We start from the raw sequence: 13,398 nt of genomic DNA, 5'->3' as shown, positions 1-13,398 counted from the left end.
GAACGCTTTAAGGGACGCTATACCACCACGCTAGAAATGCCTGAAAAAAGAGGAAGCCATGCTCGGAAATCTGAACGACGTAGATCTGCGGATGTTGCGCACCTTCTGCACCATTGTCGAAGCCGGCGGTTTTACCGCGGCTCAAGTTCGTCTGAACATGAGCCTGCCGCGATTGAGTGTGGTTATCCGCGACCTGGAGATTCGCGTTGGCTACTCGCTGTGCAAGCGCGGCAAGTCAGGTTTCCAGCTTACCGACGAGGGCATGGCGACCTACACTGCGGCGCAAGAGCTGTTTGCCGACATCGAACGGTTTCGGCAGAAAACCGTGGCAGTCAACGGGCGCTCCCAGGAGCATTTGCAACTGGGCACCGTCGACAGCCTGGCAACGATGCCTAACAGCCCTCTACCCTTTGCAATTGCGCGCTTTCGTAAAAGTAACCCCAGAGTGCGCTTGCAGTTGCATGTAATGCGCCCGGACGAACTTGAGCAAGCAGTGCTGGAGGAGCGTTTGCACCTGGCGATAGGTGCCTTCCATCATCGCTTGTCGGGGCTGGACTACAAGCCGCTGTTCGATGAGGAACAGAACCTTTACTGCAGTGCCGAGCATCCCTTTTTCAATCGCCCTGACGAGTCGTTGACCATTGACGAAATCAGCGCCTCGGACTACGTGGATCGCGGCTACGTTGCCGAAAATCGCCGCCCCTACGAGCTGCACTTTCGCAACATGATCAGCGCCTTTTCAATGGAAGCCATCGCCCTCCTGCTGTTTTCGGGCAGCTACATTGGCTATCTGCCCACCCACTATGCGCAAACCTGGGTTGAGCAGGGACGGTTGCGGCCCATTCTTGCGGACCGACTGTCCTACATTTCAGCCTTCCACTGCATTACCCGCCAAGGCCTTCAGATCCAGACGGGCTTGGCCGGTTTTCTGGCCGCGTTGATGATAGACAGCAGCCAGCCCCCGACGGAATAAGGCCATCCTGGGGCATGCCCGCTGGTGAGGCTGGAGGGTCAATTTTTAGTTTCGGAAATTGCCTACAGCTGAGCATTTGACCGGGGGTCATCGCCGTTTTACCGTAAGGATTGGCGCCTAAGAAACGCCTCACGTAGCGGCTAGCCCGCTCCCGACAGATGCGGCATTTTTTTGCCTGTGGTCTACTGCTGCGCGCAAAACACTCTGATATGTCGGGAGTGGACTAATACAAGACCCGTAAGGGAAATACGTCCGGCCTTCTGCGTGGGGTTTCTTAGCTCCCGACACCCAGCCTTTAGTAAGGCTGTAATCACGCAGGGGTTTTGTATATGCCTACCGACGTGCGCACTCTGCTTCAGCGCTCTATCGGAGGTCAGCTGTGACTGACCATCATGAACCGATACTGTTCTACCGCCACAACCGCCCTCTACATGTCCTCTGGCTCGAATCCCAGGCATGGTTCTGCGCCCTTGAGCTGGGTCGAATGACAGGCCATTTTTTCGACCAACACTGCATCCGCAAGCTCGACCCCGACCAACATCGCAAAGTGCAGCTGCTGCGCTACGGCCAGTACCAAGCGACGGTCATGATTAGCGAATCCGGGGCCTATACCCTGCTTGCTCATCATTACATCCCGGAAAATCGCCACCTGCGGCACTGGCTAACCCATGAAGTGGTAGCGGTACTGCGTGATGGACGTGAACCTGAGAAGACCGATTTGCCGCGGCTGGGGTTGATGCGCTGGCCGGGAGGGGCTACCGCGAGCTTGTTGTACTGGCAAAGCGAGCCTTGGATACGCTTACGCGACGTGCCCGTGGTGCTAAAAGTAGAGGGGCCTATTGTGCTACCGGTGAAACGCAAATCAAGTTGGCGCGAATGTGCACAACGAGCGCTGCGGCTGCATAGGTTTGGGGATTGAGCCAAGTCCCCCATTAGCTGTATCTGCACAAGTAATTACGTCCACCGGCACCTATTGATTTCTGCAGGTTGGCGCCGCATAAAACATGCTAAACCATCCTTGAACGCGTCCATCCCACGCAAGGAGCAGTGCATGAAAGAACGCGGTTGGCGACGCTGGTTGCCCGGGCTACAGGTACTACGGTCGTATCACTTCGCGGACTTGCCCAAGGACCTGCTCGCCGGATTGGTGCTGACGACCATGTTGGTTCCGGTGGGTATCGCCTATGCCGAAGCCTCCGGGGTACCGGGTATCTACGGGCTGTACGCCAGTATCGTGCCGCTGCTGGCCTACGCCCTGTTCGGACCAAGCCGCATTCTGGTGATAGGACCTGACTCGGCATTGGCGGCGATTATCCTGGCCGTGGTACTGCCGCTTTCCGGTGGTGACCCCATGCGCGCCATCGCCCTTGCCAGCGCCATGGCACTGGTGTCGGGGCTTGTGTGTATCGGCGCCGGTCTTCTGCGTTTGGGCTTTATCACTGAGCTGTTGTCCAAGCCCATTCGCTACGGCTACATGAACGGCATCGCCTTCACCGTGCTGATCAGCCAGACACCAAAATTGTTCGGCATCTCCGTGCAGAGCACCGGGCCGCTGCGCGACATGCTGGCTCTCGACGAAGCGCTGCTGGCAGGTCAGGCCAATTGGGCTGGCTTCGTTATAGGCGCCGCGACGCTGGCGTTGATTCTGCTGCTTGCTCGCTTCCAGCGCCTGCCCGGCATTTTGATTGCAGTGGTAGCCGCCACCCTTGTGGTCGGCAGCCTTGGGCTCGATACCACCCATGGCGTGAAGGTGTTGGGTTCCATGCCCCAAGGCTTACCCAACTTTTCCGTGCCCTGGCTGCAGGCCTCGGACCTGAGCACCGTACTGATCGGCGGTTTCGCCGTTGCATTGGTGTCTTTCGCCGACACCAGTGTGCTGTCACGTACATACGCGGCCAGGACCCGCACACCTGTCGATCCGAACCAGGAAATGGTCGGCCTGGGTATCGCTAACCTGGCAACCGGGCTGTTCCAGGGTTTTCCCATCAGTAGCAGTTCCTCGCGCACGCCGGTTGCCGAGGCGGCCGGCTCACGCACCCAATTAACCGGTGTAGTCGGCGCCATTGGCGTGGCGCTGTTGCTGCTGTTTGCGCCCAACCTGTTGCAACACCTGCCCAACAGCGCCCTCGCAGCCGTGGTGATCGCCGCCGCCATCGGCCTTTTCGAGTTCAAGGACTTGAAGCGGATCTATCGGATTCAGCGCTGGGAGTTCTGGCTTTCAATCACCTGCTTTGTCGGCGTCGTGGTGCTCGGGGCGGTTCCGGGTATCGGACTGGCTGTGGTGATCGCAGTCATTGAATTTCTTTGGGATGGCTGGCGCCCGCACTACACCGTGCTCGGCCGGGTTGATGGGATTCGCGGCTTTCACGATATTTCGCGTTACCCCAAGGCCCGCCTGGTGCCCGGTTTGGTGCTGTTTCGCTGGGATGCGCCGCTGTTCTTTGCCAACGCCGAACTGTTTCAAAAATGCGTGCTGGAAGCCATCGCCAAATCCCCTACCGAGGTTCGCCGGGTGGTGGTGGCCGCAGAGCCGGTGACCAGCGTGGATGTCACCTCGGCGGATATGCTGGTGGAGTTGGAGCAGGCACTGCGCGCTTCAAACATCGAGCTGCGCTTTGCCGAAATGAAAGACCCGGTCAAAGACAAACTCCTGCGCCTGGAAGTGCTGGAACATATTGGCACCGACATTTTTCAACCCACGGTTGGGGCTGCCGTGGATTCTTATCTCGAAGAGCATGGGGTGGACTGGACGCCCTAAAATTTTTCCCAGGGCATTGTCCCTTTTTCAATCTGGATCGGCATAGCAATCGATAATGATTTCCACTTCGGTGGAGTTGCATCGAGACTGCATAGGATCCCCGATTGATGTTCCGTCATCACCCCCACCTCCCGTCTTTGCTGTGTGCTTCATTGTTGCTCGCTGTAGTGCCTGCGGTGCAGGCCGAAGAACCTGGGCGCAGCGCTGAACAATCCGCTGAAAAACGCTATTTTTCGCTGCCGGCCGGGCCATTGGGGTTAAGCCTTGCTCGTTTTGCCGAGCACGCAGGCATCCGCCTGGCGTTCGATGCGCGTCTGGTCGACAAGCTGCAGGCGCAGCCATTGGAGGGCAATTTCAGCCCGATGTCCGGGTTGCAGTTGCTGCTGGCGGGCACTGGTTTGACCTACGAAGCGGTCGATGGCGGCTACCTGATCAAGGCCCAAAAAGGTTTGTCGCAAGACAGCGTGCGCCTGCCCAGCACTGCCGTGACCGGCCCGCAAATGGCGGAGGAAAACCGCTTTGCTCACCCCTTCCGGCTGACCTCGGAGCAAATCGAACATCGGCCCCAGGCCAACAGCAACCTTACCGACCTGCTGCGCAGTCACCCGGTGGTGCAGTTCTCCAACAGCAGCCAGAACGGCTTGAGCCAAGGGGAAATCAAGCCCGACTCGATCTCTATCCACGGCTCACGCCCCTATCAGGGCTTGTTCAGCCTCGATGGCATGCGTATGAACAATGACCTGGATCCGGTCGATGCCGGCAACGGCGTAACCATGGCCTCGGGCACCTCCAGCGAACAGGGGTTCTACCTGGATAGCCGCCTGATCGATAGCCTGGAAGTTCACGACTCGAACATTTCCGCCCGCTACAGCGGCTTTACCGGCGGTGTGGTAGAGGCGACATCGCGCAGCTGGCGCGGTGGCCAGGCGGGCCAGTTGTACTACCGCCACACCGATGCCGACTGGAACAAAACCTTCACCGACGACAGCCTGGATTTCGACAGCACCAATAACAGCATGTCGCACCCCTCGCGCTTCCAGCCCAGCTACCAGAAAAGTGACTACGGCTTCTGGGGCGAAACCCAACTGGCAGAGAACCTCGGCGTAGTGGTCAGCGCTTCGCGCCGGGACTCGAAGATCCCCATGCGCGACCTTGGCGGGCCGGGATTCGATATCGATGGCGATACACTCGTTGGCTTCAATCACCCGCCAAGCAACCGCCTGCAACGGCGCCAGTCCGACAACCTGTCGAGCAAATTCAGTTGGTACGCCACCCCGGAAACCACCGTGCATTGGACGGTACTGTACTCCGGTTACGAGGAGCAGATGTTCCAGAACACGGTGGCCAACTCCGGCTACCAGAACAGCCATGATGGCCTGGCCAGTATCCTCAAGCTCGAACACATGACCTCACTAGGGCAAATGGAGCTCAATGCCAGCTACCGGCACTTGACCGATATTCGCGACAGTGACACTGACCATCGAGTATCCCTGATCGATTCCAGCGACTGGCGTAATCCCGTTACGTACAACTACGGCGGCCCCGGCAGCCTGAATAGTTATCAGGACACCGTGGAGCTGTCCGGCCAGTTTGCCTTCGACCGCATCTTCGCCGCCGGGCTGGGACATCGCTTCACCCTCGGTGCCGGCGTCAACCAGGTGGATGCCGAGTTCGAGCGTGAGGAAACCTATTACGCGGCCAATTTCGACGCGTACGGCGAATACATCAACCTGCGTCAGATCGATGCCTTCTTTGCCGGCTCAGCAAGCACCCGCTACACCAGCTACCACCTGTTCGCCGAGGACGAGATGGATTGGGGACGCCTGACCGTTCGACCAGGCCTGCGCATGGATCGCGACGACTTCATCGGCAGCAACAATCTGGCGCCGCGGTTGTCGGTGTCCCTGGACGCGTTTGGCAACGGTGCTACGGTGCTCAAGGCTGGCGCCAACCGTTATTACGGCAGTTCCATGCTCACCTACGCCCTGTACGGTGCGCAGAACGGTGGCCTCAAACACTGTTACTTCGATTGCTTCCCGCTGATTGACAACGGCGACGGCACCTGGGACGCAACGCCAGACTATGAAGGCCTGGACAACCTGAAGACGCCTTACAGCGATGAGCTGATGCTCGGCCTGGATCAGCGCTGGGGTAACAGTTTGTGGGCCGTGCAGTACGTCAATCGCAAGCACCGCGATGAAGTGCGCAGTCGTCCCAAGTACCCGGACAGTCGCGCCAGCAACGAGCGCAGCGTCAAGGAATTCGTCAACGACAGCAAGACCGACAGCGACAACGTCTACCTCAGCGTCAGCATGCTCGAGCCTTGGCGTGCCCTGCATGCAGAACACCGTTTCAGCGCCGCGCTGGCCTGGCAGCGCACCCGCAGTGATACCGCTCTGGAGCTGGGCTACAGCGACATTGATATGACCATGAAGCTGGACCCAAGCCAGGTCTGGTACGAAGGCAAGGTGATCAATGCCAAGGACCTGCCGGCCAGCGACTTCAACGCCCCCTGGAAGCTCAACGTGGATTGGCAGGCCGATTGGCAGGCTTACGGCATCACCCTGTTCAACCGGGTGACCTGGGAAAGCAGCCGCGATCAGGTGTACAAGCACGACACCGGCGTAGACGGCTATTACCCGCTGCCTGACAGTGATCTGCGCGTACGTAAATACAGCTCGGCGCGAATCGGTTCACTGTGGCGCTGGGACACCAACGTGCAATGGAAGCCGGCCTTTGCCCATGGCCTGGGCTTTAACGCCCAGGTCAACAACGTGCTCAACAACAAAAACCAGAGCGACACCATGTCGTGGAACGGCGGCACCTACAAGATCTATCAGCCTGGCCGTCAGGTGTGGTTGGGCATGACGTACGACTTCTGAGCCGTCGCGGCCTTGCGGGGCCGCCTCCTTCTTTTGAGGAGCGGCCCAGACCGGGCCGTGGATCCTGATGACAAGACTTCGACAATTCTGGGCCATCACCGGCCCTTTCTGGCGCTCGCGTTCGGCGTGGCCCGCCTGGTTTTTACTGGCCACAGTGATTGCGCTGACGCTGCTTGGCGTGTGGTTCAGCGTGCGCATGAATCAGTGGAACGGCGACTTCTACAACGCCTTGCAAGCGCTCGACGGCGAGGCGCTCTATCCCTTGCTGTACAGCTTTGTCGGCCTGGTTGCTGCGATGATTCTGGTCGTGGTGTATGCCGACTACCTGCGCAAGCACCTGCATATTCGCTGGCGTAACTGGCTGACAGAACATTTGTGCACACGCTGGCTTTCTGCAGAGGGCCAGCACTATCGCCTGCAGCTACAGGACCGCGAGCCGGACAACCCCGACCAGCGCATCGCCGATGATGTGCGGTTGATGGTCGAGCACTCGCTCAAGCTGCTGCTGTCGTTCATCCGTTCGCTGGTTACGCTGGTTTCGTTCGTCAGCATTCTCTGGACCTTGTCGGGTGCCTTCACATTCAGTCTTGCAGGAGAAACCTATCGCCTGCCGGGCTACATGGTCTGGACCTGCCTGGCCTATACCCTGGCCGGGATTGCCGTGACCCATTGGATCGGTGGCGCGCTGCAAGGCCTGAACGTCGGTCAGCAACAGCGTGAGGCGGACTACCGCAGCGCCCTGATCTTTCGCCGTCGCCACGCCGATGCGATTGCAGGGCATCACGGCCAGGAACATGACCGCGAGGCCTTGCGTTCACGTTTCGCTGAAGTGATCGGCAACTGGTACCGCCTGATGCGCGCAGAACGCAACCTGGCGTTTTTCACCGTCGGTTATCAACAAGCCACCCTGCTGGCGCCGTTCTTCTTTGCCTTGCCCAAATTTTTATCAGGTGAACTACAACTGGGCGGGCTGATGCGTATTCAGTCGGCCTTCGGTCAAGTTGCTGGCGCCTTGAGCTGGTTTATCTACGCCTATCGCGACATTGCCGCGTGGGCCGCGTGTGTCGAGCGCTTGCATGGCTTTGTGGTGATGCTGGATGCACCGTTGCACGCGCCCATGGTTGCCTCCAAACCTTCAGGCAATGCACTGCTGGAAGCCGAGCTGTCGGTCCAGCACAGCGATGGCTCACCGTTGCTGCCCGCACTGACCCTGCGCTTGCAGCCTGGCACCCTGACCTTGCTGAGCGGACGCTCGGGGTTGGGGAAATCAACCTTGCTGCGAACCCTGGCCGGGTTCTGGCCGCACTTTCAAGGCCGATGGCTGATACAGGCTGCGGTGTTCTGGATGCCTCAGGACCCGTACCTGGGAGACGGAACACTGACCGAGTTGCTGACGTATCCGCGCCTGACGGGGGCGTTCAGCGACAGCCAATTGCACTGGGCGCTGGATGAGGTGGGCATGGGCCACTGGCGTGATCAGTTGGCGCACCGAGCTGACTGGTATCAGCGTTTGTCCGGTGGTGAACGCCAGCGCCTGTTAATCGCCCGCCTGCTGCTCAACCACCCTGCACTGTTGCTGCTCGACGAAACCTTCTCGGCGCTCGATCCACCTGCCGCCAGCGCATTGCTGGCGCTGCTGCGCCGGCACTTGCACAGCAGCGCCATCCTGCTGGTCAGCCATCAGCCTCATCTGGCGCTTCAGGCCGACCACGTAATCGACCTGAACGCCGCGACTTACCCCTGCGAGGAACGCTTTGCACATGAACGCTAGACCCATTCTGACGCTGTGTACGCTGCTGTTGCTGACCGCCTGCGGCGCAGCAGTTGTGCCCCAGCACCCCGCGCCTGTACCGAACGAACCCCATCATGCGCTACCCACGCGGCCTGAACTACGCGAGTACCACCTGGCCAACGGCATGCGGGTGATGTTGGTACCACGCGAGTCCGATGGCATGGAACTGCGCCTGTTGATAGCCAGCGGTTCACTGCAGGAAAGCCCGCAACAGCGCGGGTTGTCGCACTTCGTCGAGCACATGGCATTCAAGGGTAGCCAACACTTTCCGGGCAAAGCCGGCCTGGCCGCACTGGAACGCTTGGGCATCAGCCTGGGACCGGATATCAACGCCGCCACCAGCTTCAACAGCACCTTGTACAAAATCTCCCTGGCCGACGCTGCTCCTGAACATGCCGACCTGGCATTGCGCCTGATGGCGGATTGGGCTGCGAACCTGAGCTTCGACCCGGCAGCGTTCGAAGCCGAGCGTGAGGTAATCGTCGAAGAGTGGCGACTACGCCAAGGCGTGGGGCAACGCATCAATCAGCGCATCGATGACTTGCTCTACCAGGACAGCGACTACCAGGACCGCAACCCCATCGGCGACCTGGACGTCATTCGTCATGCGCCCCTTGCGCAGGCACAGGCGTATTACCGCGACTGGTACCAACCCCAGCGCATGACCTTGCTGCTGGTCGGGCGCTTCGACGATGCTCAACTACGTGGCCGCATCGATGCATTGTTCGGCACCCAACCGCGCGGAACTGCAGCACCGTCCAGCACCGCACAGTTTCGTGGCGCGAAGGCGTTGCGCGTGGCTTCGGTGTTTGATGCCGAACAGGGACAGCGTCTTGTGCAGTTGGTATTGCAGCGAAACCTGCCGGCCGCGCTGGACAGCCAGAATGGGCAATGGCGTGATTTGATTGATGCCCTGTGGTTAAGCGTACTCGACGAGCGCCTTGACCTTCTGGTGGAGCAAGGGATGTTCAGCCAGGCGGGGGTTGCCGAGCGCGCCCTATTGCTTGACGCCCGCCGTGGCCAATACCGGATCGTGCTGCACCCGCGTGACCCTAACTACGCTCAGGCCAGCGAGCAGTTGTTCACCGAACTGCAACGCATGGCCACTCAACCGGTTTCTGCGCAGGAGTTGGACGCTGCCAAGCAGCGCCTGGTGGAAAAGCTGGATAACCAGGCTAGCGGCCAACAGCGTTATAGCAATCAGGTGCTGGCCGACACCATGGCCCAGGCCGTGGAGTTCCAGATGCCGCTGTATGACAAGCGTCAGCAACTGCAAATTACCCAGGCCTGGCTACCGAAGATCACCGCCTTGCACCTGCAGGCAGCGGTCAGCGAGCTATTGGCCGAGGCATCACCGCGCCTGGCGCTGGTAGGCCCCAAGAGCGACGCCAAGCAGCACAACGACCAGCACTGGGCGGCACTATGGCAGAAGGCTCTGGCTAGCCAGCCTGAGGCCTTTCCTTACGCTGCGCGGATGCAACAACTGCAACTTGCCACACCGGCGCCAGGAAGCGTGACCGAGCTGTCGCCATTGCCAGCAGTCGCTGCACTGCAGTGGCGCCTGAGCAACGGGCTGAGAGTGATCGTCAAGGCCGATCCAGCCCTTCAGGACAATGTACGCCTGGAGTTGCGCCAGTACGGGGGGACATCTGTCGAGCCCACCGATCAGGCCGGTCTCTCCAACTGGTCCATTAGCCTGGCGGAGCGCAGTGGTTACGGCGAGTACTCGGCACTGCAACTGGCACGACTGGGGCAGGCCAGTCAGGTGCAACTGAAGCCGTTCAGCGAAAGCCTGTTTCACGGTATGCGCGGCACGGCACCTGCGGATCAGTTGGAAACCCTGTTCAAGCTGCTGCGTCTGAAACTCTCGGCGCCCCGTTTCGACAGTGAACGCCTGGAAGAAATGCGCCAACGTTACATCACCAGCCTCGACAGCTTGCCCGCCGAACGACGCTTCATGGATGCCATCAATCGCACCGCTTACAGCAACGGCGAGCGCCTGGTCAGCGATGCCCAGGGACCTTGGCGCACCTTCCAGGCCGCGCAACTGCGCGAGGTATACAGCGAGCTGTTCGCCGTGCGTCAAGGAATGACCTTGGTGATCAGCGGTCCGGTGGATATGGAGCACGTACAGCAGCTGTCACGAACCTGGCTGGCCAGCCTGCCTACAGTCGCAGGCGCAGCTGTGCATTGGCGCGACATTGGGGTGCAGCCGTTGCAGCAGAGCATGCAGCACACATACCCGTGGTCCAGCAGCCCGAAGACGATGGTCAACCTGCTCTATAGCAATCCTGCACAATGGAGCGACCTGAATGTCCAGACATTGGCCCTGGTCGACAAAGTTGCCAACCAGCGCTTGCGCCAGGCCATTCGTGAAGAAGCATCCGGGGTTTATGCCATCGGTTTCAGCCAACTGCTTACACGCTTGCCATCGTCCTACTACCTGGCTCGGCTGAACTTCACCGCCGCCCCCGAACGCGCCGAATCCTTGACCGCACAGGCGCAGAAGGTCGTGAGCCAGCTGGCCGAGCAAGGCGTCAGTCAGAACGAGCTGGACCAGGCCCGCCAGGCCCAGCTCAACGAGCTGACGCAGCAACGTCGTAGCGCTGCCTATTGGACCGAAGCCCTGGTCCAGGTGGCGATGGTGGATGACGACTTCAACAGCCTGGCCGATGCGCCGCAACGTTTACGCGAGCTGGATCTTTCCCACGTCAACGCCCTGTGCAGGAAGCTGCTGGGGCATAACCCCAAGTTGTTCGTTCTGGCCCCAGCCAGCACTGCCCTTCAAGCCGCGGGAACCACCGTCGCCCAGTAACGGGTGCGGTATTGCACTTTTACCGGCAGAACCTGGCCGAGCGTGGCCAGGACCTGTTCGGGATGGCGCAGATCAAAGGCACCGGAAACACGCAACGCTGCGACTTGCGGGTCGCAGTGCAGCCACCCGCCACGGTAACGGTCCAGCTCCCGAATAAAGGATGCCAAGGACATGCTGTCACTGATCAACAAGCCACGGGTCCAGGCGTCGGAGGCAACCGGCAAATCTTCGCGGCGCGTCTGCTGCGTTGAAATCACTAATTGTTCGCCGCCGACAAGCTGCTGCTCCTTGTTGCCGAAGTTGATGCGTAACTGCCCCTGGTAGACACACACCCGTGGCGACTCACCCTGCAGCGCACGAACCGAAAAACGTGCCCGGTCAGCCCACACTCGCGCCTCGGACAATTGCACCTGTATAGGGCCGGACACCACCTGGCGCGAGTCGACCATGATCTCGCCTTTGAGCAATGCAATCCGTGTGCCCTGCCCGCCACTGTCTATATCCAGCGCTGTGGCGGTGTTCAGGGTCAATTGCAGGTGATTGCTCAACTCCAGGTTGCGCAACTCACCAGTGGTGGTGCGGTACCCAGCACTCAGCTCCGGCCATGCCAGACGCTGTCCACTGTAGGCAAGAGCCCCCGCGCCGCCGAGCAACACGCAAAGCTTACCGACGAAGGCGCGACGGGAAGTCGGCGCAGGGGTTGCTCGCAAGGAGTGCAGCAGTAAACGACCCTGGCTACCTGACAGCCGTTGGCCGAGCGTCTCGACGCGTTGCCAGGCCTGGCGATTCTGGCCACTGGCCGCAAGCCAGTCCTGCCAGGAGCTATAGCGAGGGTCACCTTGTTGAGCTTCACGCAACTCAATAAGCCAGTTCAGCGCCTCGCTCAGGCTTTGCCGATCGTCGCGCAGCGCACTCATGCCTCCAGCTCCAATTCCAGTTCCAGGCAGCGCAGCAGCGCGGTGTGCATGTACTTTTTGATAGAGCTGACCGTAACGCCAAGTCGTTCAGCGGCTTCAGCGTATTTGAGACCGTCGACCTGACACAGCAGGAAGGCCTGGCGCACCTTGGTCGGCAAACTGTTCAACATGCGATCCAGTGCATACAACGACTGCAGAATCGAGCAGGTCAACTCAGGCGAAGCCGCCAGTGCCTCAGGCATCTGCTGCATGGTGATCAAGTACGCACGCTCAAGTTCCTTGCGGCGTACTTTGTCGACCATCAAGCCGTGGGCAATGGTCCTGAGAAACGCCCGAGGCTCTCGCACCTCCTCAAGGTTCTTGTGCAACACCTTGACGAAGATGTCATGCGCCAGGTCGGCGGCGTCGCTCGAACACCCCAGACGCTGCTGCAACCACCCCTTGAGCCAGCCGCAGTGATCCTGATAGAGGCTGACGACAACATCCTTGGTATGCATGATCACTTAGACATTAGGAATAATCGCTAATGATAATCATTATTCAAAAGGATTGAAACGCTGAACTGCAGCGTAGTGACGACAGCGCCGCATCCGCTGCCAACTATGCGAAAATACTGGGGCTTATGTTCATATGTGTGGAGATGTACAGTTTTGGTAATGCACTATTCAACCAGCAGCGACTCCGTCGCTTGCGGTCGCAACGGCAATAACCTCAGCAGCACTTCTGAAACCGACAAAGTCGATTGCAAGTCGTGCCAACGTTCTCTGGTCAAAACGCAAGAGGCGCCGGCCAAGACCGCGACCCCCTCATTGGCCGAGCTGCGCAAACAGCGCCAAGCCAGCCTAGTGAAAAAGGCTGCAGCGAGCGCGTTCTGCTTCAAGGCCAACTGGCGTGTACGCCTGGCCGCACAGCCTGATCGCTGCCGCCTGCCTCGTGGCGTAACGCCGCAGGCTTTTGTGTAAGCAATCAGATGCCCAAAACCACTCCCAACGGGGTGGTTTTTTTTGCCTATCGATTTGTCGATTTAACGCCAGCGATATCAACCGCTGGGCGCAGACTTGACCTGCGACTGCGGTGCGTATGGGTATGGGTATCGCGAGGCACGCAAGCCGCCACATTGACGCGGCTTGCGACCGCGGAAAAGACAAAACCCCTACCTGCATGCGCAGATAGGGGTTTCGGAATTTAATCTTGACGATGACCTACTCTCACATGGGGAAACCCCACACTACCATCGGCGATGCATCGTTTCACTACTGAG

The 13,398-nt window shown here is 59.6% G+C and carries 9 protein-coding genes; 7 read left to right on the top strand and 2 right to left on the bottom strand.

Annotation, left to right across the window (positions count from 1 at the left end):
* Positions 1 to 58: 58 nt before the first annotated feature.
* The 6 genes from H8F21_RS22790 (at position 59) to H8F21_RS22765 (ending at position 11,220) form a co-directional block, all read left to right on the top strand.
* Positions 59 to 973 (top strand): LysR family transcriptional regulator, encoded by a 915-nt coding sequence (locus H8F21_RS22790; RefSeq protein ID WP_203585395.1) that lies wholly within the window; start codon positions 59 to 61, stop codon positions 971 to 973.
* 379 nt (positions 974 to 1,352) lie between these two features.
* Positions 1,353 to 1,892: a BRO-N domain-containing protein gene (locus tag H8F21_RS22785; RefSeq protein ID WP_136474941.1), complete on the top strand. Its 540-nt coding sequence runs from the start codon at positions 1,353 to 1,355 to the stop codon at positions 1,890 to 1,892.
* Positions 1,893 to 2,024: 132 nt separating this feature from the next.
* Positions 2,025 to 3,731 carry a SulP family inorganic anion transporter gene (locus H8F21_RS22780; protein ID WP_203585394.1) on the top strand — a complete coding sequence of 569 codons (1,707 nt, stop codon included), beginning with the start codon at positions 2,025 to 2,027 and terminating at the stop codon, positions 3,729 to 3,731.
* A gap of 107 nt (positions 3,732 to 3,838) precedes the next feature.
* On the top strand, positions 3,839 to 6,613 hold the full coding sequence (locus tag H8F21_RS22775) for a TonB-dependent receptor (RefSeq protein ID WP_203585393.1): 2,775 nt from the start codon (positions 3,839 to 3,841) through the stop codon (positions 6,611 to 6,613).
* A gap of 67 nt (positions 6,614 to 6,680) precedes the next feature.
* The gene (locus H8F21_RS22770; RefSeq protein WP_203585392.1) at positions 6,681 to 8,384 is read left to right on the top strand and encodes an ABC transporter ATP-binding protein/permease; all 1,704 of its coding nucleotides are present in this window, start codon (positions 6,681 to 6,683) and stop codon (positions 8,382 to 8,384) included.
* The gene (locus H8F21_RS22765; protein ID WP_203585391.1) at positions 8,374 to 11,220 is read left to right on the top strand and encodes a M16 family metallopeptidase; all 2,847 of its coding nucleotides are present in this window, start codon (positions 8,374 to 8,376) and stop codon (positions 11,218 to 11,220) included. Before H8F21_RS22770 ends, H8F21_RS22765 begins: the two co-directional genes overlap by 11 nt.
* Here the strand turns inward: H8F21_RS22765 and H8F21_RS22760 are convergent.
* Entirely contained in the window at positions 11,190 to 12,137 is a 948-nt protein-coding gene (locus H8F21_RS22760; RefSeq protein ID WP_203585390.1) for a FecR domain-containing protein, read from the bottom strand. The genes H8F21_RS22765 and H8F21_RS22760 overlap by 31 nt on opposite strands.
* Positions 12,134 to 12,634, bottom strand: coding sequence for a sigma-70 family RNA polymerase sigma factor (locus H8F21_RS22755; RefSeq protein ID WP_203543064.1), 501 nt, complete (start codon positions 12,632 to 12,634; stop codon positions 12,134 to 12,136). The genes H8F21_RS22760 and H8F21_RS22755 overlap by 4 nt, the downstream gene beginning before the upstream one ends.
* Before the next feature lie 159 nt (positions 12,635 to 12,793).
* Between H8F21_RS22755 and H8F21_RS22750 the strand changes: the two genes are divergently transcribed.
* A complete protein-coding gene (locus H8F21_RS22750; RefSeq protein ID WP_203479694.1) occupies positions 12,794 to 13,099 on the top strand; it encodes a hypothetical protein in 306 nt (101 codons plus the stop codon).
* Positions 13,100 to 13,398: the final 299 nt, after the last annotated feature.

This window comes from Pseudomonas arcuscaelestis (assembly GCF_016881005.1).
In the GTDB taxonomy this organism is placed as follows: domain Bacteria; phylum Pseudomonadota; class Gammaproteobacteria; order Pseudomonadales; family Pseudomonadaceae; genus Aquipseudomonas; species Aquipseudomonas arcuscaelestis.
The sequence above is the reverse complement of the archived record's forward strand: the minus strand, read 5'-3'. Positions and strand labels throughout refer to the sequence as shown.

What these genes read in the sequence shown, in the direction of transcription:
- H8F21_RS22790 (WP_203585395.1), top strand. Translation starts at nt 59, where the DNA reads ATGCTCGGAAATCTGAACGACGTAGATCTGCGGATGTTGCGCACCTTC.
- H8F21_RS22780 (WP_203585394.1), top strand. Translation starts at nt 2,025, where the DNA reads ATGAAAGAACGCGGTTGGCGACGCTGGTTGCCCGGGCTACAGGTACTA.
- H8F21_RS22775 (WP_203585393.1), top strand. Translation starts at nt 3,839, where the DNA reads ATGTTCCGTCATCACCCCCACCTCCCGTCTTTGCTGTGTGCTTCATTG.
- H8F21_RS22770 (WP_203585392.1), top strand. Translation starts at nt 6,681, where the DNA reads ATGACAAGACTTCGACAATTCTGGGCCATCACCGGCCCTTTCTGGCGC.
- H8F21_RS22765 (WP_203585391.1), top strand. Translation starts at nt 8,374, where the DNA reads ATGAACGCTAGACCCATTCTGACGCTGTGTACGCTGCTGTTGCTGACC.
- H8F21_RS22760 (WP_203585390.1), bottom strand. Translation starts at nt 12,137, where the DNA reads ATGAGTGCGCTGCGCGACGATCGGCAAAGCCTGAGCGAGGCGCTGAAC.
- H8F21_RS22755 (WP_203543064.1), bottom strand. Translation starts at nt 12,634, where the DNA reads ATGCATACCAAGGATGTTGTCGTCAGCCTCTATCAGGATCACTGCGGC.
- H8F21_RS22750 (WP_203479694.1), top strand. Translation starts at nt 12,794, where the DNA reads ATGCACTATTCAACCAGCAGCGACTCCGTCGCTTGCGGTCGCAACGGC.